10 protein-coding genes and 10 pseudogenes are annotated in these 19,698 nt (G+C 56.2%); 6 read left to right on the top strand and 14 right to left on the bottom strand.

Annotated elements, in window-relative coordinates:
- Positions 1 to 122: 122 nt before the first annotated feature.
- A pseudogene (locus MUBE_RS12465) lies at positions 123 to 1,093 on the bottom strand (NADP-dependent oxidoreductase).
- 612 nt (positions 1,094 to 1,705) lie between these two features.
- On the opposite strand from MUBE_RS12465, the pseudogene MUBE_RS18370 reads away from it, so the two are divergent.
- Positions 1,706 to 1,843 (top strand): annotated as a pseudogene (locus tag MUBE_RS18370) (DUF3060 domain-containing protein); the annotation flags it as partial.
- Positions 1,844 to 1,858: 15 nt separating this feature from the next.
- On the opposite strand, the pseudogene MUBE_RS18375 reads toward MUBE_RS18370, so the two are convergent.
- From MUBE_RS18375 to MUBE_RS18380, 4 genes and pseudogenes are all read right to left on the bottom strand, one after another.
- A pseudogene (locus tag MUBE_RS18375) lies at positions 1,859 to 2,244 on the bottom strand (hypothetical protein).
- 657 nt (positions 2,245 to 2,901) lie between these two features.
- Positions 2,902 to 3,103 (bottom strand): annotated as a pseudogene (locus MUBE_RS20740) (DUF7159 family protein); the annotation flags it as partial.
- 185 nt (positions 3,104 to 3,288) lie between these two features.
- Positions 3,289 to 5,154 carry an Hsp70 family protein gene (locus tag MUBE_RS12480; RefSeq protein WP_116540775.1) on the bottom strand — a complete coding sequence of 622 codons (1,866 nt, stop codon included), beginning with the start codon at positions 5,152 to 5,154 and terminating at the stop codon, positions 3,289 to 3,291.
- A gap of 183 nt (positions 5,155 to 5,337) precedes the next feature.
- Positions 5,338 to 6,563, bottom strand: a pseudogene (locus MUBE_RS18380) (hypothetical protein).
- 42 nt (positions 6,564 to 6,605) lie between these two features.
- Between MUBE_RS18380 and MUBE_RS20500 the strand changes: the two are divergent.
- A pseudogene (locus MUBE_RS20500) lies at positions 6,606 to 7,118 on the top strand (nuclear transport factor 2 family protein).
- 62 nt (positions 7,119 to 7,180) lie between these two features.
- On the opposite strand, the gene MUBE_RS12495 reads toward MUBE_RS20500, so the two are convergent.
- Both MUBE_RS12495 and MUBE_RS12500 read right to left on the bottom strand, forming a co-directional pair.
- On the bottom strand, positions 7,181 to 7,837 hold the full coding sequence (locus MUBE_RS12495; RefSeq protein ID WP_116540815.1) for a L,D-transpeptidase family protein: 657 nt from the start codon (positions 7,835 to 7,837) through the stop codon (positions 7,181 to 7,183).
- A 93-nt stretch (positions 7,838 to 7,930) separates the two neighbouring features.
- Positions 7,931 to 8,668 (bottom strand): phosphatase PAP2 family protein, encoded by a 738-nt coding sequence (locus MUBE_RS12500; RefSeq protein WP_116540816.1) that lies wholly within the window; start codon positions 8,666 to 8,668, stop codon positions 7,931 to 7,933.
- Positions 8,669 to 8,725: 57 nt separating this feature from the next.
- On the opposite strand from MUBE_RS12500, the pseudogene MUBE_RS20505 reads away from it, so the two are divergent.
- The 3 genes and pseudogenes from MUBE_RS20505 to MUBE_RS12520 all read left to right on the top strand — a co-directional run bounded on the left by MUBE_RS20505 (position 8,726) and on the right by MUBE_RS12520 (position 12,095).
- Positions 8,726 to 9,176: pseudogene (locus tag MUBE_RS20505) on the top strand (hypothetical protein).
- Between the two features lie 1,739 nt (positions 9,177 to 10,915).
- Positions 10,916 to 11,104 (top strand): hypothetical protein, encoded by a 189-nt coding sequence (locus MUBE_RS16410; RefSeq protein WP_207801711.1) that lies wholly within the window; start codon positions 10,916 to 10,918, stop codon positions 11,102 to 11,104.
- A gap of 259 nt (positions 11,105 to 11,363) precedes the next feature.
- Positions 11,364 to 12,095 (top strand): annotated as a pseudogene (locus MUBE_RS12520) (Stf0 family sulfotransferase).
- 66 nt (positions 12,096 to 12,161) lie between these two features.
- On the opposite strand, the pseudogene MUBE_RS19540 reads toward MUBE_RS12520, so the two are convergent.
- A pseudogene (locus MUBE_RS19540) lies at positions 12,162 to 12,846 on the bottom strand (class I SAM-dependent methyltransferase).
- Between the two features lie 188 nt (positions 12,847 to 13,034).
- Between MUBE_RS19540 and MUBE_RS18385 the strand changes: the two are divergent.
- Positions 13,035 to 14,072, top strand: a pseudogene (locus MUBE_RS18385) (alpha/beta hydrolase); the annotation flags it as partial.
- Positions 14,073 to 14,157: 85 nt separating this feature from the next.
- On the opposite strand, the gene eccE reads toward MUBE_RS18385, so the two are convergent.
- From eccE to MUBE_RS12560, 6 genes are all read right to left on the bottom strand, one after another.
- Positions 14,158 to 15,165, bottom strand: coding sequence for a type VII secretion protein EccE (eccE, locus tag MUBE_RS12535; protein WP_116540778.1), 1,008 nt, complete (start codon positions 15,163 to 15,165; stop codon positions 14,158 to 14,160).
- A complete protein-coding gene (gene mycP, locus MUBE_RS12540; RefSeq protein ID WP_207801712.1) occupies positions 15,162 to 16,547 on the bottom strand; it encodes a type VII secretion-associated serine protease mycosin in 1,386 nt (461 codons plus the stop codon). Before mycP ends, eccE begins: the two co-directional genes overlap by 4 nt.
- A 38-nt stretch (positions 16,548 to 16,585) precedes the next feature.
- Complete coding sequence (gene eccD, locus MUBE_RS12545) at positions 16,586 to 18,001, bottom strand: type VII secretion integral membrane protein EccD (RefSeq protein ID WP_116540817.1); 1,416 nt, start codon at positions 17,999 to 18,001, stop codon at positions 16,586 to 16,588.
- Between the two features lie 179 nt (positions 18,002 to 18,180).
- Positions 18,181 to 19,050, bottom strand: coding sequence for an ESX secretion-associated protein EspG (locus MUBE_RS12550; RefSeq protein ID WP_116540780.1), 870 nt, complete (start codon positions 19,048 to 19,050; stop codon positions 18,181 to 18,183).
- 10 nt (positions 19,051 to 19,060) lie between these two features.
- Positions 19,061 to 19,351, bottom strand: coding sequence for a WXG100 family type VII secretion target (locus MUBE_RS12555; protein ID WP_116540781.1), 291 nt, complete (start codon positions 19,349 to 19,351; stop codon positions 19,061 to 19,063).
- 33 nt (positions 19,352 to 19,384) lie between these two features.
- Complete coding sequence (locus MUBE_RS12560) at positions 19,385 to 19,681, bottom strand: type VII secretion protein EsxS (protein ID WP_116540782.1); 297 nt, start codon at positions 19,679 to 19,681, stop codon at positions 19,385 to 19,387.
- Positions 19,682 to 19,698 lie beyond the last annotated feature (17 nt).

Consider the following 19,698-nt stretch of genomic DNA (forward strand, 5'->3'; position numbering starts at 1 on the left):
AGCTTGCCAAGGCCCGCACCAAGGTCTTAGCAGCCTTGACCAACGCCAAGAAGACACTGCACCGCAGTTTACGCGAAAGTTAACCAAACACTAACGACTTGGTGTCGATTCACCAAACTTAACTAATTATCTTGCCCGATGTTAGCCTCGGTAAAAAGCCCGCTGAGGGCATCGAAGCAGGACTTGATGCCAGCGAAGTACACTCTGCCGATGCACTAGCCAGCCTTCTTGCTCCCACTGACGGAGTGTGGCACGCGCCTCGTCGAAACGAGCCCATTGGTCAAGCGTGTAGAATCCTTGCATCAACACGCTCTTTGCCAACTAGATTCACGTAGTTGGCCGGACTTGGGTACCAACCGGTGAGATAGCTGGAGATAACGCCTCTCAGCGATAGCAATCCAGACAGCTCAGCACCGCGTCTAGGATTGTCCCACCGACGTTATCGAAGTAAACGTTTACCCTCCGGGCAATGGTGCGTAAGCACCATTGCCAGATCGTCGCTTTTATAGTCGATACACGCGTCAAACCTGAAGCTATTGACAGTGGCGCGGCATTTCTTTGACCCGCCGACGATATCCCTACCCGGGCGCTGACACTTTTAGCGATCTGTCCCGCAACTAACTTTGCAGCATTGTAGCGTCCACCGCAGCCGAGAACACCACCGTTTCTCCGGGCTGAGGTTGACCAATATCGGTCATCCCGATGTAGGCGGTGGCATCGGTCGGGCCGTACACCAATATCATCACCAGTTGATCAATCAAGGCACCCACCGAGAACAGTTGCACTCAAACCGACGGCGCAAACGGCGCATCGCGACGCCACAACTTCGCTAATCCAGACCGTCCGGATGACATCGCCCAACTGCACCGGTGGAAGGTAACCGTGCTGGTCGTTTAACTAGATCCGCACAGCAGCATTGATACCAACATAGATGGTTCGGACTAGAGCCTCACCCTAGACCAGTTCAGATGCCGCCACACCGACCAACTCGGTGTCACCCTGCTTGAACTAGCCAGGTGGGGTGGCAGCGCAACACGATCTGGTGGTTGAGCAAGTCCAGTACGCCCCTGAAACTACCGAACAGCCGAAACATCCCAAAAGAGCCGAAACCTCCTCAAAATAGCCTATTTGGCGCAATTAGGCGTGGCTGCATCGATGCATAGGATCCCAGGATGGCTCCGACGTCAGGATCCGAGAGCTGAAGCGCACACTAACCAACGCAGTGCATTTATCCGATCTGAGAGGCACGCAGAGGACCACACGGTTACAACTACCCACCTTGCCCCGCCGGTTTCCGCTGTCCTCGTACGGCTATGGTGACCCGATCCGGGGCCCTTCACGCCGAAATCGCGCTTGGGCATCCTCCTATGATTGATTTTAGGGGTGTCCTTCGTCGTGTTCATGCTGACTGCGATAAACGGTATCGCTGCGTTAAGCGCATACCGACTTTCCCGCGGCAGCATCGTCAACCTTGTCCCCTACTTCCGATAATCTCCTAGAGTCCCAGTGCGCCTAGGATGAGCCTCAACAGCCCGGACCCATCCGCAAGTCGGACTCAAACGCCTAGCGATGGGCCATCGACACCGCCGCTGACCGGTAACATCAGCATCTCCGGTGTTAATCAGAGCAAGACGACTGTCTGCAATGACAGCATCGTCATCGTCAGCCAAGTCTCCGATACCATCGTGATCCCGGACATTGCGTCAACCTCACCATGTCCGGCGTGAAGAACTCAGTCATAGTCGACACTATCGACATGTCCGACTTCAACAACCAAGTCACTCACCACTCGGGCTCATCGAGTATCGACTCCGACAACTCGAACGTCGTTCAACAGGGCTGACCGCCACTACGATTGCTAAATTGACTCTTCGAGATCATCTAGCACCCTGACCGCGATGCCATACGGAAAAAGCGCGCTTTACATTTAAGATTAACGTTGTTCCTGTTCACCAGCGAGTGGGTAAAGTTCAATTGCACAAGTCTTGTTAGATACAGGTTACACCGCCGGCGTCCTCGGTGTCAGATGGCCAATACACCGCTACCATCCTCGCCGGCAGTTTCCAACGCAAGACACGGGCGCCACGATAAGCCCTCGAAGATCGCCGACCATGCTGTCCGAGAGTCTGGGCCACTGACAAACCTGCTGATCCGCTCGAAGACATCGCGTAGTCCCTCGCTGCCCTCCTAATTAAGTCTATCAAAGTGGTCGGGATCAAATCCGAATGCACCGTACTCGCCCACCCGACCTCCTTGTCGTTGCTAGCAGATGCTGCCCAGCGTGCGCCTTGCCGAAACCATCCACCACGTGTCGTAGCTTACGGAGCCGGCGGCGGTGGGTAGATCGGAATCAGTTCCGTGACGAACGGGACGTGTAGAGTTACATCGCCGTAATCGGGATGGGCGGCTGCTGATGCTGCGACAGGCAGTAGTGGTAACGCCGTCACCACGGGCCGGTGGAGAATGATAACCGGATCGACCGGTAGCGGAGTCGATGGCGTGTACTCCGGGGCCCCGAGACGGCACCTGGCGCGGTGTCGCAGGCATCATGTCCACCATGGTTGGGAGCGTCCAATGCACCCCCAGCAACGACGCTGGTACAGCTACCTCTGGTAGTGGCGAAGCCAGGACAAAGCCGGGAGCAGGCACTTGATATCGCAGAGGTTACGACGCTGGTGCGGGGACTTGGCCGCTGAACGGTCACCGAGCGGGTATCAGACGACAACGAAACCACCGTCAGCCCAGCTACGATGGCCACCATGACAAACACTGTCGCAGGTCCGGTGCCCATTTTCTAGAGGTTTCCGGTGCAGATCGACGATCGAATACCGTCAACGAAATCGACGACGGCCAGCACCGTCTTATCTGGCTCGACGAACAGCATGACGTTCTGACATTGCGGGCAGCGAGTTCGTCACGCGGCGCGGCTACCTCACCCGGGTTTATCCACGTCGCGCCTGTCGATATCAGCTTATGGCCACTCTTGCTCGCGTCTTGTCGTGTTCCGACAATCGCGACCAGCACACGATCAGCCACACTCGCCCTTGATCAAAACCCAGCGGACCGCCGTGGGTGCCATTGAGACCCCAAGTAAGATGTCCACGGGCCCTCCAAATGCTTCACAGAGCCTGCAAAACTGACCTCACTACAAGTTCGGGACCGTTATCAAATTTTGGCTAGCACGAAGGGGTCATCACAACGGCAATTCGATACCAGCCTAGACGATTCAACGCTACTCGCATACATCCGGACACTGACCCGATTGTTTAATCAAGCTGAGCTGGTGAACTACCCGTCGGGACTTAGGAACGGGTTCTGTAGATTGCCACCGCCCAGATTTTGTGGAACAGGAACCGGTATCGGCACCGGTAGGAACGGTACGTGCAACCATTGAGTCGTAATCGCCACAGTGGAGGTCGTCGGCGCCGTTGACTCCGGTGGCACCGCGATTGTCGAGGTCGTCGGGGTAGTCGTGGTGGTAGTCGTCGAGGTAGTCGTGGTGGTAGTCGTCGAGGTAGTCGTGGTGGTAGTCGTGGTCGCCGGCTTAGTCGTTGGCACAACGGTTGTCTTGGTCACCACCGGTGGCAATGTCGTCACCACTATCCGCGGCGGTGTCGGCACAGCGCTGCTCGGCACCGCCGTACTACTTGGGATCGGCCTGGAAATCGGCGGTGGGGGAACCGGACTCGATGCCACCGAGCTGGGCGACAGAGCCGGTTGGGGTGCTATAATGGGCATTACCGGTGTCCCGGGCTTCTGCACATCTGTCAATGTGTAAGCCACACCACCGATTGCGGCCATGGCCACCAGGGCGCACAGCCCGATGACCAGTTGTGAAACTCGGATGCGCCGCCAGAGCCGTCCTATGGGTGACTCGATCACATTTAACGGCACCGACCAGCCTGCAGGACCGTCTTCGTAGAATGAATCTCTACCAAACCGCGCTGATGCGTCCTCAGGGTATTCGGCCTGCGACCAAGCCAGCTCGCGCTCGGTCAAAGCACCCCCGTCGATCGCCAACACCCCGGCATCCAAACCGGCCGTTAGTTCGATCGCGTCGTCGCCGGAAGCCGCCGCGGACAGGCTGGCAGATGTCCGCGTCCGTATATCCAGCTCTTTCCCGCGCGATATCAGCAACAACGCGCCGCGGGCAGCAGCTAACGAAGGCTGGGACACGGTCACGACCGGTCTGTGGCTGTGTTCTGAAAGACGTTCATTAACAAGAGGAATACTGGCGCAGCCACCAACGGTTACTACTGCCGCTAGGTCCGTCCAGCTCTTCCGATGACGCGCCAGCATATCGTCGAATGCGTAAATGAAGCCGGTCAGCCGGTCCTGGATCAGGTCCTCCAGCTCGTCGCGAGTCAGCGTCATGCTGCAACGTCGCCCATCAATTTCAACGGCCAATTCGGTTATAGTTTGGGTAGATAACCGCTCTTTAGCGACACTACACCGTTCGATGAGTTGACCAAGCTTCCCGACTTCGATAGTGCTGGACGAGTCGATACCACTGTGGTTTCCTTGATCCTCAAAGATCCGAAAAAGCAACGATTGGTCGATTTCTTTTCCAGAGAAATCTGTGTAACGCATTGTTGTGCTTATAATTTCAAAATCTTCAGCAAGGTTCAGCAAAGTTGCAGACGTTCCAGTGCCGCCAAAATCAAGCAGAGCGACCACACCAATTTCCGCCAAAAACAATTCATCGTTCGCAGCCGTCAACGCCGCTATTGCATCCGATACCAGAAGGGGTTCCATACCGCTTCGAACTAAGCCCCCATGTGTTCGCAACCCATTGCGCAGCGCCTGCAAAGTTTCGGTTTTCCAATGCGCAGGAACGGCAATGGAGATCTCCGACGAAGCCACGTTGACGCCGGCAGCCAGCACCATCGCATTCAGGGCTTCGACCATCAGCAGATCTGGGTCGTGATCCGACCCATCACTCGACACCAATGCCACTGCGTCACTAATCCGCTCTACAAAACCACTCATGCGCACGCTAGGCTCAGTCATATCCGTATTATGATCTGATGCAATGACTTTCGAAGAAAATTGTGGATAAAGGGTCAACACGGCACGGCGACTCGTCGGGAGACTTCCGTTAGACGCCACGGCGAGATTGGTGGTACCGATCGACAACCCCAGCGAGTCGTACATATAGCAGATACTTTCGTCGGTGGATAGGGTCGATGGCCAGCGTCAACCATAGCCGTGATTAGGTTGTAACTACTGCGGTGTCAACATCATTGGTATCCTGTCGATGCGGTTGTGTCACCGAAGTGGTATCGTCACCACCTTGACAAACTTGCGTCGATCCCCATACACGGCAGAAAACCGCTTTCACGGCACGGCGAGCGGTAACAAATGCCTCGGCTCGAACTGGAAGATAGATCGACGACTGACCTGAATGACCGTTACATCGGGAAGTTCGGTTGCTGCTTTCTTGGTTTGCGTCAATTCTGCGGTCCAATCAGTATTCATCTCGCTGACCCAAACTCAGATGTGTGAGTCCACCGCGGTAGCAATAAACTTATAGTGGTCAAAAGGAATCCATTGAACACAACGACATATACACTCCGTCATCGCAGGACGGCGACCTGTGAACAGATTAACCGATTCCCTGCCGTTTCGTCAGCCACGTAGCTGGCCGAGTTCAGCAGTGGATGCAATCCTAACATCCGCACTACGCCCTGGATGCCGCCAGACAGCACCAGCACACGGTAACAGCGAACCCGGACAGGCCGATCAGTTAGCAAGTGTCCACCGAGACCGCCAATCCGGTGTCGATCTCCATTCAGGCACGCACGGCGACCGCAAAAGACAGATACAGCAGGTGCACCTGCAGGCACACTTCGTCCGTCGGCCAGCCGCTACCAGGGCGGAATGCGAGAATGCACTGAAGTCGAGGTCTGGCAGCAACTGACACAAATAATCGACCAGCCCTTCGTCGGACAAATAGACGGCAGCGAATTCCCAACTGGATGTCTTGGTTTTGCGGATCAGTTGCAGCGCCGGAATACCCTTGACCACCGGTTGCGACTCGTTGATGATGACGGTCCATGTTCAGTATGGATGCCACTCCGACGGAGTCTGGAGTAGCCGATGGATGGGACACATCTGCGTAAGCGGATTGTTCACCACTGCGATGGCATCGAACGTCGAATCCTCTAGATTAATGTGGCACATGTCGCAGACGAGCCGATCTATCCATCGGCTCCACGTCGAGCAGTGCGCCGCAGTGATCAAGGTGGAATTCATCAGGCTAGCAATCGTGCAGTGTGTAGCAGAAGGCCATGAACTGCGGTGGAGCGCCAATGTCGAACTGCAGACTCTCGAGGATGGTCAGCACATCGTCGACTTCAAAGTTCAGCGCCCGCTGCACACGCTTGGTATAGAACAGGCTAGTGCCAGCTTATTCCTCAATGACGATTTGCAAAATAAACTCCTGAACACACCAGGCCATGCCGGAGCGGTCGATCATATGCCCTGTCAACAACAATTCAGGAACGCAAGAGTGCCAACTCAATGCGGGACAACGCTATCGACCGAGTTGTAGCTTGGCTCATGACCTAAAGATAACTACAATGCCATCCTTCAGCTAGACCCGAATGTGCTGCAATGGTGTAATAAACGTTAACAATGCGACTACCGACGTCGAAGGGATCAAGCAGGTCAAGGATCGGTACCTACACGCGCTGGTTACCAACCGCTAGTAAGACTTCGCCGACATCCTCATCGATGACATCGCTGGCGACTATGGTTCCTCCTCGGCAAGGAGCTGCGTCTCACCAACCGCACCGACTCGGTCGGCCTATCTCCACTCAGCACCTAGCCTAATCGTAATAACCGAACATCGTGTGACACATCATAAGATCAACGTTACCGACGGTACTGTATTGGCAACGTGGTATCGACGACACTGGCTTATCTTCGCCAAGTTCAATTTCATGCTGATTGGCGTTGCTTTCTACCGCTATTAGTACCAGCGCACCGACGGTGGTTGGAAGATCAGCGTTACCGGCTACGACCGCACCAACAAGGCGAAGATGCCATTGGCGTACTTGAACTTTCAGGTGAAACCTGATTCGTGCATTAACGTGACCGAACCGTGCCAAGGATGAACCGTGCGATGTAACATCCCGAGTCAAATCTCCATCGTACAGTTCACAGTCGATACTTAGGTTTACTTCGTTATCGCAATCACCGCACCGGGCCTTAACCAGCGAATGATCTGCACCAGTGTTGCATCGTCGATCGCCACACAGCCTTCCGTCGGACCACCGTCGGTGGTGTGCAAGAAGAACGCGGCACCGCCGCCGGGAATCCTAGCCTTGTTGACGCCCATGACCACCGCATGTTTGTACTGCGGGATCTGCAGGTTCTCGCTTTCGGTTGTATTAAACCGACACTGCGACTTCTGGCACACCTGCATAGTGTTGAAAGTTGGGCTACGCTCATCGCCGTTCCACCAGTGATTGGGCCCAACTTGGGTATAGGGCAACCCGCTACCGGGATTAGGCGCGGTGCCGAAAGCGGAATCGAGACTGTAGATACCCATCGGGGTAGCTGGATAGCTACTCTTGGCCTGCGCCGCCATACCCGCCGACCCGACGTGGGCGGGAATGCCGGTTTTGAGCGGTTGCCAACCCGTGGCGGCACGCTGATAAATATACATTTTTGCATTCGACCCGCCGGTACTAACCACCGAAACCACCTGCGTGGCATTGCCGACCGCGTTGGCAAACCAAGCAGCGCCGGCCGCCACACCGATCGGTGCTAGCACTAGGGCAGCCCAACCCTCGCAGGCCACAACGCCCAACAGAGCTATAAGTCGGCGCATGGGTTTCATGGTCAGACCCATCCGGACTTAAGGTCAAGTAAAGGTTTAGATCCAGTTAGGTCACCGTGTTGTGATGTGGCCGCAGCAGAGGTTTTAACGGGCCGCACCCAGCTCCGGTTCGTCCAGCGCGGGCTGCCCCGGTGACAACGACCGCGAGTCAGACACGCCTGTACAGCAGTTTTTGGCCGTCGGCTGCCTCGCGCTTTGCACCGACGGACGAAGTACCCGGGAGACCACCAGAACATACAAATATCCCAGTGCGCAGCCGGCCAACACATCTGATGGATGATGCACGTTCAACGCAACTCTGGCGATCCCCACCATCAGCACGCTCAGCACAGCCATCACAACTGCGACGCGACGCATTAAGCGACCCATCAGCGACATCACGACGATAAGCAACGCGAGCACGCTGGCCGTTGTTTCAAAGACGTGACCAGACGGAAATGAGGTCGACGGTACGTGCACCAGCGCTGTCACCGGTCGCGGTCGACCAACCAGACTCTTGGCCGCCATCGTCACAAAACCGTCGAGCGGCAAGCAAACTAATAACAACAGTGCCACCCGCACCTTACGCATAACCAGTGCGACCACCGCTGCCGCTATGCCTAGCACCCGCCAGGTAATCGGACCCAAAACAAAAGAGACGTCATCCCAAAACCACACCCATACCGGATGTTTGACGCCGATATCGTGCGCGGCGTTCAACAACGACCAATCGACGCTGTGCAGCCAACCCCAGTCCTGCTGGTAGCCTATCCACATGCCAACGTAAACCACGATGGCGACCAGAGCAGCAGTAGTGGCCAGGATATTTTGCATACGGGTCATAACGTAATCGATACCAGTAGCAGGATACTCCGATCCCACTTGGGTCATGCTGGCCGGATGGCAGTCTATGGTCGCAAGTGGTTCGGCATCGGCAAGCTGCCAACCGACCTGCGCGTTGAGGTTGACGCGGAGAGCCTCATCATATAATTTGCCTATAATTTGCCGCGTACATCGCAGTCACCCGAGGATTTAACAGCGTAATCCCTGGGCTGCGGACGTCACACCGTGTCAGCAGCTACGTGGGCTCGCTGGCCTTTACCACCAGGCGGGTTCTGGCGACGCTGCCGGTGGTGTCGGCCGGACCATCGACGTGCACTGGAACCAGGCGCAGGCTGGTGCCACGAAAACTGAGATCTCTTCGACTGTCCTGCAATTCGATCTCGACGTTGCCGAGTTCGATCCGAAGTTCAGTGGCCAACTGTCTCTGCATTGCCACGACGCCATCGGTGAGGATGTGCTGGTGCGCTTGTTACAAGTTACACGCGCCACACCCAAAGTATCGGTCTAATGCAGCCGTAGCGCTTTCATCCAGATCACCGATGAACCCCTGCATAGACGTATTCACGCACCCTTCAACGAAAAAGTGGGCTTATCGCACATGCCTTGGGGTCACGGTCCCAGGAGTTTCAGCAGTTGCAAGGTCGAAGATAGTCTCGAAATATGCTAAGCACTTTAGTGGTAATGCTGTGCGACGACCTGGAAAGACATGTCTTCGACCACCACATACTCCTGCAGATGGACCTGAAATCAGCACCATGCAAAACCTGTGACTAGTAGCTCACCCTGAAAATCCTAGCATGGGCTGAATGTCGCTGTTCAATACCGGACGGTTGGCAGCACTGTTTGGCAATACCAGCAGATGCCGAACCTGGCTATCCTGTGTCTGAGCCCAGTGCCCGAGTTTCCGGATCTGCCGGCGCTGTAACTGGACAGCTGGGTGTTCATACGACCGCTGTTGGAATTCGTGTCCAAGAGCCGAGGAGGTCAACCGCGATGGGAGCAGCCCAAGTCAGATCGTCAGACGGTCAGTCGTCGGCGACCAACCAGGAGGATCCGTTCCAGTGACCACGGCCACCAATCTGTGCGGGATCGCCAACTAGCAGCCACCACGGTGAAATCGACATTAACGCCAAACTCTGGTTGAGTGGCACTGTGGCAGGCACAACACATTGGTAACCAATAACATCCGAGCATATTCGGAACTTTGGCTTGACCCCGCTTGGAGCGTCTGGCAACACCGGCGCAGTATCGTCGCCGGTCGAGATGATGAAAATGACAGGTGGCAATGCGACAAGAGACCGGCAACACGACAAGAAAAATACCGCGACAACAAAAAGACAACATGCTGCTTGTGCACTGAAACAACATGGAATTGTAAACTGAGAATATATGAATATCCTAGTGTATCCAGCTTATAGCTGGATACACTAGCTGCTGAACAGTATTTTGTTCAACAAGGCCCATGCCACCGCGCTCTTGTACTCACCATCTCGAGGGGTAGCCGTTCACGAGTCGATCCCATCAGAACTGGAAATACCGCATCAGGGTCTACGCCTTATTTCTAGATGTTACCTGAATAAGTCTGAAATTAGGTTCTTTTCGTTATGCAACATGATACATCCTAACTGAATATAGCTGCTTCTCAACGAGTTTGACGTGTCGAACTCGTGCTATGAGTACGTCATCAACAAGGCCCAGGACTGGCTGTGCAACAGCGCACCCTACCCTTTCCGAACAACCATTTCTGTTGACGGCCGGACTCTTTGAAATCTACCGGTTCTATCCGCATGAACGCTATCAACTCGTCGACAGTTCAACCGCCGATCTACGTGACTATATACCTGATCTCCCAGAGACACACCAAAATCTCGCCGATTTTCACAGTTCCATAGCCACCGCCGACGCCACGGTCGACCAGAAATTTAGACACGTTAACTCAGACTGGCCTCGATGCCAACATATGGGTGGTGTTCTTCACCGACCACGACCTGGCGTTCCCGTGGATTAAATACATGCTGTATGACAGCCAAAACCAGTTTCGCACTAGTCATCCTCCTGCCCATAAGCCGGGCATTATCTCCGTGTTTACGACAAATCGATAATGTGTAATACGCCGGCCTACTACTCACGCCGGATAACTACACCGATCCAGTTCGCGATCATGTATACACCACTAGGACCTACCATGACTCCTACGATCCGATTCAGACAATCCGCACAAAGGAATGCAGCTACATCGAAAACTGTATGCTCCGGCCACTGCTGAATCTGTCGTGGAATATCCAGGACAGCCCGCCAGGACAGGTTGTTGCCCCGTTGACCACCGCATCACGTCCGGAACATGGACTCTATGACTTGCGCATAGATCCCACCGAACCCAACAACCTGCTAACCGCCAACCATCTCGAGACACAAACGCGATCGCGACCGATCTAACTTTACGATTGCACAATTGTTACCAACAAATTGGTTATAGAATACCCTCGAATTTCGCCAACGCCCGCATTGTGTCGTGCTATACTGCAAAGCACCTGTGGATTCATAACGCGACGCCAACCAGCCGGTCAACAATCACCGATGATTGCGGCATCGAGAAGTGAAGTTACCTGCAACTGGAGTGCGATTAAGATTATTCGGTATTCAGAATAGCTTAATCTGATGCTTATCACCACACAACGCAACGACAGTATCTTCACTGGCGGAGTCGTTACGCGCGACCGGACACGCCGGGAAAGCACAAGAGTTCTTATACTACCCGCCAGCCACTGATCTGGTTCCCCAGCCGCGGTAGTGGTTCGCCAATTTCAAGGGCGAGTCGATCCTGCCATTACTTGATCTACTGGCCCCTGATACGCCGGACACGGCGACGCCAAGTTGCCTGGCAGGAAAATATCCACAATTTAGAGGGTTACCTCACAATAGTGTCTGGGGTGGCAAGATGCTGTGTAACCAGACACCACTGTTGCAACAAACACGCCACACAACTACTCGACCACTCCAGCAACACGCTGCACACGGCAATCCGCGATGTGATTTGCTTACGTCCATCGACCGGATGTGTTGTCGCAAGCGATTTCATTCCAGCGTACCGTGCAGGTTCAGGTGTAGCGGTGCCGCCCCAACCCCAATCGCGAGTCGCAGGCAGCGTACTATGCTGGCACCATTGTCCATATCGTCGATATCTTGAGAAATCAGGAAAACAGTTGGCGCACTTGGTTAGCCGAGAAAACAAGCACACCGATCGACATCGCGCACCCAGTGTTGTGGCAACAATATAACTACGATTGTCGACAGCGTTCCTGAGGCGATCCGGAAGGACCAGCATCAGGCACCACCACCGATGCTGAAACCTCAGGCCAATCAGCGTTATGCCAAGTGGGTCGACCGTTACCGAGAAGAGGCGCCGTTGCTGGGATTACCCAGCTGAGTGGCGTTAGCCATCAACCGTGGCTACGACAAACACCCGCCAGAACAGCAAAATCACAGTACGATTCTACCGGACCAGATAAGTGTCGGCCAGCAGTGGGATGAGCTCCTGACGAAACCGTTGCCCGGCCCCTTAAGTGCGCTACTTACGTACCGCGACTAACGTAGTTCCAGTTATCCACTCCAACACCGGGCTCTCACCAGTGAACTGGTGCAGGCACGTCGCCTTCCAGACATAGAATTTTCGCCAGGAATCCAGCAACATCTCGGTCTAGTGCACTAGCGAATGTACTACAGCTCCTACTCGAAAGAGTATGTTGTGTAACATCTCTACATACTTTTCCCGCCGAGTGACAGCCTGCACTGCGTCATGTGACGCCGTCTCAAAATTGTCCGGAACTTAGACGGCTAGCTATGATCCGGCCACCAGCTCGCCCACCCACCAAACCATCAGCCCGAGGTGCTCCAGCACCCATTGTAAAGCTGCGTTGCTGACCACCACGTCAGTGTCGGACCGGGGTTGCCAGATTCACAAAGTCGCCAACGGTGGCATTGATCCCTTCGTTTCCGGTTAGCTTCGAACATCTCTAGCGTGCTGTCCACTGTCTCGATCACAGTGGTGGGCGCTTTGCCAGATAACGCGTCAGGCTCCCGAGGCCATAACTACGATGCACCACCCGGCACAGCTGGCCGACACCCACTCTGGACAACAAATCATAAAACGAGCGGTTGCGATAATCCGTAAAAGTCAGATAAAAATTAGTATCTCACATGTCAATCCTCCTGATCAACACTGTCATTCGCGGCTAACAAAGCCAAAATGTATTACCGTTTTCGGTTACCGGACACTGCCCGAGTGGTCACGAACCCTGCACAGAACCAAAAGCAATCCATTTAAACGCACAAGTATCGCCAGATCGACCGGATGTCATAGACGTTCGTGACCTCTGAGCAGGATTCGATCAATCCATCCATTTCCAGTACCTCACGTTTCCGATGCCGACGTACCAGCAGGTGTCGACAGATTACCCCTGCTCGGCGTTTATCGGCCCAGGGACGCATGGCCGTCGGCACATCCACGATCGACGATCTCGCGTTGCACACCTAGGTCGCATTGGTGCTGGCTACGACGATGACGCCGAACGTGGTTGCCGCCTCGATATATCACACCAGATCCAGCACCGAACGTAGTATTCTAAACTTCCACGCTGAACTGGTTGCCGAACAGGATCTGGAGAAGTCGTTCCCGCCACCAACTTGCCCCAGGTCTCGTCGCGGCAGGCCCATCTGTCCGCCGAGCGGGTTGCGCCCAGCACAGTGGACAACACCACGTTCTCCAGCAGCTTGACCGCGATCAACCCGGCGATGCGCGCCGACGGGCCGCGTCCCACGCTTTGCGCCATCCACGGCTTCATGGGATCGTTGTATCTGCTCAACAGACGGTTCTTCTCGCTACCTTGGTACTATCGGTCCGTCCGGCTACGCCATTCTTCTATATACGTTGTCTTTCTATAGTCCGCGGGCAAAAAGTTGTCACCGTTCAGTGATTTCAGTTACGTTGCCTGCAGTCTCAGCGGTTTTACCGAAGCGATAGCCCAGGTCGTGCATAACTTCCATTCCATCATCAACTATTTGCGCCACACCGGTGTCTACCGCATCGTGTTGACCGGCATATCGCTGGTTGGTTATACCCCAGCACTGCTGGCTGCTGTCGAGAACCAACTCGCTGCCACCATCCCCAACTGCCCTGTCGCCGCTCCCACAACAAATAATGTTGGACGAATGGCTACCAGCCAACTTACCCCTTCGGTTAGGACTGTGACTATCCAAGATCAGCCATGACGAGCTCGTTGTCGGGTTTTCTCTATCGCTGTCTCGCCAGCATCGTCAAATGATCATCGCCAGTCTCGGCGATCGATTGGCTGCAGCACTTCAGGCCGCAATGCTGTGGAAGTATTGGGGCCATTGTACGGTGCACTGACTCTCCGGGAACCACATACTGTACGTGAGTCAGTTAGACTACTTTGCGGCTGAATGAGCAGCTTTTTGCACCAGGGTCATATTCAGCTAGAGGTTTTAGGTCGCGGTGCTCGATGGACCCCCACCGCCGGAGCAGGCCAACGTAGCCGAGTCAGCAAGTCCGCTGCCATATCCGTATGTCCGTCCAGTCGCTGCGTGGACAACAGATCCAACACCGCCAGTGCCGGCCGGTGATTTCCGAGTTGCGAGGTCAATCCTGCTAACGGCGCGGTACCTTGCGGCGCAGTGTCGGTTAGAAACACGCATGCGGCCGCGATGGTGTTGGAATTGCTTGATCCAGGGCCGGCGATCTCTAGCACCGTCCAAGTCACACGCGCTGGGTATGACCGAATCGCATCCAACGTACCGGGCAATGCGTCATCGATACTAATCCGGTATGCTGCAAGGTAATCCGATCCATTCTCAATCCCGTACCAAGTCTCGTCACCTTGCTCAGTGATCAGCCGTGGGACATCGCCGAGCCCTGCCGTGCTGACCTCCCAACCAATTTCACGAAGGTGGTCGGCAAGCCGACGCGCCGCTGCCTGGGCGGTCTCCCGTAGCGGGATCCGCGACGAACGCGCCTGCAGCGCTGCCAGGTTTTGCTCCGCCGACAACGTCAGCCCGATCCAGGTATCGCACCGCGCACCATCAGACTCGTTGTTACGGCTGGTTATTCGGATCGTGTCTGCACGGATGCCATAACAGTTTAAATATTGAGCAATCAGTGGCAACGGAAGCACGTCTGATTCGCCGGCCGATGGCCCCATCCGCAGCAGCACAGTTGTCCGTGTAGTGGAGTCGGATTCGCTGACGGGCCGACTGCGGCGCCATATCATGGCTAATCGTCGGCGCAAGATGGTGGTCAAGTACAGTCCCCGCCACCAGCCAAACAGCACGATCATAACAAGCGCAGCGATGCCAAGTAACCAGTAGCTTCGGGTCGACCCCCAAGGGTACGCCATCAACGCAGGCACGACGGCCAGCATCGCCAACGTGATCCGGCCAGTTCCCGGCCACACAGCCGCCGAGCGTGATCGGTGCACGCTCACGGGGTGGGATCCTTTCGCCGGCGCGCGACAATCGCGGCAGTCGAGGCGACGGCAGCAACAACCAAAGCCAGCGCGGCAGTCCCGACAAACGCGACATTCCGTGGTGTGTTGTCCTTCGGCGCCGGCACCGGCGGAACAGTGACTGGCTTTACCGGCGCTATAGGCGACTCGTTGGGTGCGGGCAAGCTCCAGGTCAAGGCTGCCACCGGGTCCAAAATACCTGCGCCTACGACATTAGAGGGTACCCGGGCGCCGGTATGAGCAGTCGCGGTGATACGACGCAACACCTGTGTAGCGGTCAGTTCTGGATACCTGCTCCGCACCAACGCCGCGACTCCCGAGACGTAGCCGGCCGCGTAGCTGGTGTCATTCAGCGCGATCTGTTGGTCACGATCGTTAGGCAAGCCGTTGGCCAAACCTCCATTGTCGCGGTTGCTCACCGAAACGATGTTTTCGCCCGGTGCCGCAATACCCACCCAAGGTCCGGGCATGGTGAATTTCGATGGCTGCCCATCCGGTGTCAGTGACGCCACCGACAGCACATACGGCTGCCACCACGACGGAATGGAGACCGAGGTGACGCTCGCCCAGTTCCGTGGATCGTCTGGATGGCCCAGATCAGTAAGCGGGTTGGACTCGCAATTCATGCTCCCACCACCCGTTCCGGTCGACCCAGCATTGCCTGCCGCAGCCACGATCACGGCGTCCTTGTCCACCACCGCATAGCGGATCGCAGCGCCAAGCTCGGACTGGTCAATGGGCCGATCGGCGGGCAAGCAAGTGATCGCAGAGATAGTGATCACTCGCGCGCCGAGGTCTGCGGCATGCACAATGGCCCGACCGAGCGTGGTTACCTTGAGGGACATCTGCTCAAGCTGCGGATCACCACCCGGCGATCGCAGCGAGAACTTGGCGGAGGTCACCCGGATGGACAGCAACAGCGCCGCGGGTGCGACCCCCGAAAAACTATCATAGCCAGCAGGATCGGGTTGGCCAGCGACGATACCCGCGACTAGGGTTCCGTGTCCGTCGCAATCGATTAAGCCGTCGCTCGACTCTACATAGTCGCCGCCGCCCTCGACGTTGGGTAACCGCGGTCCTGGCCGTACTCCAGTATCGACGATTGCCACCAGTTGACCCTCACCGCGGGAAATTTGCCATGCTGCAGTAAGGTTCAGCATCGACTGATTGGACGTCACGATGCCTGGATCGGTGCCTGGAATGACTCCGGAGATGCTACATGGGCTGCGTTGTTGCATTGTCTGCACAGGTCCCGGTGCACCGCTCGGTGGTGACACATCGGGATCGACTACCGGCGGACTAATTGCGAGTGCCCGCGGACAGAATCCCACCAGCATTGCCTGGAAAACAACCAGAGTCATTGCGAAGCAATCTAGTCCAATTCGAAATCCAGCCCGCATCATTGATTGAGTACCCAGCTAAAAAGACCAACCAGATATGCCATGGCGGGGATCAGTGAAGCGTCAAGGCCAGAGGCGACTATACCCAGCAGGCGACGCAGTGGCAGCGAATAGCTATCCGGTGAGGCTATATGCGGATTGAGTGCTGCCACCACCCATGCCAACACCACCACGACGAGCACCAGTACCACAACAAAAGCTACAAAATAACGTCCCGTCGCAGTGTATAGTACCAACAGCACGCTGATGACCAGATACAGCTGGGCAAGCAGCCAGGTTTTACAGACGGCCGAATCCCACACTCGGGCACGCAACGTGGCTGTAACCGCGGTTGCCGCGACCACGTACCAACCCACACTGCTAACCGCCTCAGGCCGCAACGCGATCGCCACCGAACCCAGCATGCCCAGCAGTGCAGCAGCGGCGATGAAACCACTCTGATGAGCGTCGCTGATGCGCACCCGCCGCGGCAAATCCTCAAGCACCTGCAACGACGGCGCCGACGGAGTCGGATCACCCGGTGCCGGGATCACCGGCAATGGGAACCGTGCCCACAATGCGGAGAGCTGAGGCGCCTCGACGGTGACCAGGAGAGCCACCCCAATCAATCCGCAGCCAATGGTCAACAACGTTAGTTGCCAAAGCAATTCGGCTCCAGCCGCCAATGACACAGCCGCTCCGATAACCGCTGTTGCGGTGAAGAAAGCTACAATCCGCTCGCGTTCAGGGCCAGGAACGATCAAAGCAATTAGCGACCACGCGGTGACGCCGGCAGCGGCCAACAACACCTGCGCTGGCCCGAATCTGCCAGGTACCGCCAACGCTAAAGCGGCACCAATAGGCACCAATGCTGCTATAAACAACACCATCCCGATGTGCGCCGCACGTGACCTAAGCGCCAAACCACCCAATACGATGAGCACCGCGATCGCAGCGACTACGAGCAGTCCGGTCAGTGCACCAGTGACTGTCCGATAGGTGACACCCAGACCGGTTGTCGCGCTGGCCGCAGCGATCGCCGCGGCCAGCGCCCCACGTCGAATATACGATTGGCCCCAAGGCTTGAGCCGACAGGTCGAGAAGATCATCGCGGCGTCCGCGATATCCTCAACAATGCCAGGCGCCGCCGGACCGACTGGTACCGGCTGCAATGCGAGCAGATCACCGTCGACGACTCCAACAGTGTCAAGGCTGGCATCCAAGCTGAATGGCGCTCCACCGATGGGAGCCAAGCTCAGTTGTGAACTTGCGCCGACTGTCGATGCGGAATCGCTATCCGACACTACTGGGACCACCATGCGCTGTACTGCGGGCAGGATTTCGCGCAACGGCAATTCGGCGGGCAGAGCCATTTCCGTCAACCGGCTGTCCGCGAGAATGGCAACACGGACGATCGGCATGACGGCGCCGGACATCACCGAGCCCTCGTAAAATGCTTCTGCAAAGGCTCATGCCACATGTAAGACATCGCTTCTCTCTATCTATAACGGCCGCATAATCTACGCGGCCATGATTTCCGCTACTGCTGTGTAAGCCGACTATTTTTAAATTGCCGATTTCTTAGCTCTGGCTTGCGGCCCGCGTCGTTACCCGACTACGAAGTCTGGCCAGAGAAATCTCGAGACAACCGCTGGTCGGGAAACCAGCGGCCCGCTGGCAAGGTGCCAGTTAGCTGCTCAATCCCGACAGCGATGGCAAAAGGGACCCCTGGACTGAACGTAGACACCCACTCGCCGTCGAATGCGCGGGACGGACTGATCAGCACTCGGCCTGCGATGGTGTCAACGATGCTCATCCCAACCTCGGTGGTGGCATGCTCTCCGTCGCGGTGACAGCCAGCAACGATCTCAACATAACTCCGAGGATTAGAGAACACCGATTCCACCACCGGCCGCGCCGATTTTGGAATACCCAGGTAGTCAACAACTTGCGCTAACGAGGCACCAGACCTCAATCGTTCGTCGGCTCGGACACCAACCCGCATCGGTATGCTGAACTCGTCGAAACGCGCCGGTGACCGCTGTACCAGGCCGGCACTGAGAATCGGCACTAGTCCGAACGGGTCATCGATATCCATTGCGGTGAACGTGATCAGCTGCGCACTACGCAGCGCAACCACAGTCTTGCCGCTGACTCCAGCGCGCTGTGCGACCATACCACGTAGCAGCTCACTGCTACCAGCGGACGACGCAGGCCCCAAATAACGGAGATCGAGCCATCGATCGGGGAAGCACACCACCCTGATCCACTCGGCGACTGCCCGGTTGACAGAGCCGTCTGCTGCCAACAAACCCATCTGTGTCAGCTCAGCCTTCTGACGTTCAACAAAGGCGCCCCGTTCCGCAGCATCACGATACGGGCTGGTGATCGCCAGAACCCACGGGAAGCTGCCCGCTCCAATGACTTCCGCAATAAACCACGCATGATCGACCGTCAACTCAACTGCGTTGGGATCGACGTTCATCGATACACGATTAGCCACCCCATTTGGCGGCTTCGTTCTGGTCACGAGCGAGCATAGTCAGGATGTTGTTTTGATGGGTGCTGGCCATTGACTGATAGGCGTGCACCATGTTTTCCAGAGCCTGACTCCACTGCACCTGCCAGGCCTGGTAAGTCATCCCGGTTTCGCCCTGCCAGCCAGCCTGCAGCGCGGCCCGCTCGGCCGAGATATCGGTGCCCAGCCCCTGCAAAGTAGCAGCATAGGCTGACATGTTCCCGGCGTGGGTCAACATTGCCGAATAGTTGTACATAATTTGTGACATCACAAATCCTTTCAGTTAATTAGTCTGGTTGGATCACACGCCGCTAGAGTAGGTCGTGGCAGCCGCGGCATCGACAGCCACATACATACCTGCAGCCTCACCCATATGTTGCTGCGCAACCTCGAGCAAGGTGTTGACTTTTTCGGCAGCATCGACAAACTGAGCATGCGCAGCCTGATACGCCGCCGCACCCTCTCCCTGGTGAAAAGCCCGTGCCGATATCGCTTCCTGCTCGGCCTGACTAATGGTGTGACGCATCAGCGCCGCCTTAGTACCGAACGCTGCCTCCGAGGCGACCAGCTGTGGGATGTGAGCATCCAAAAGACTCATAACAATTGCCTCCCTTT

The organism is Mycobacterium uberis, assembly GCF_003408705.1.
Taxonomy (GTDB): Bacteria; Actinomycetota; Actinomycetes; order Mycobacteriales; family Mycobacteriaceae; genus Mycobacterium; species Mycobacterium uberis.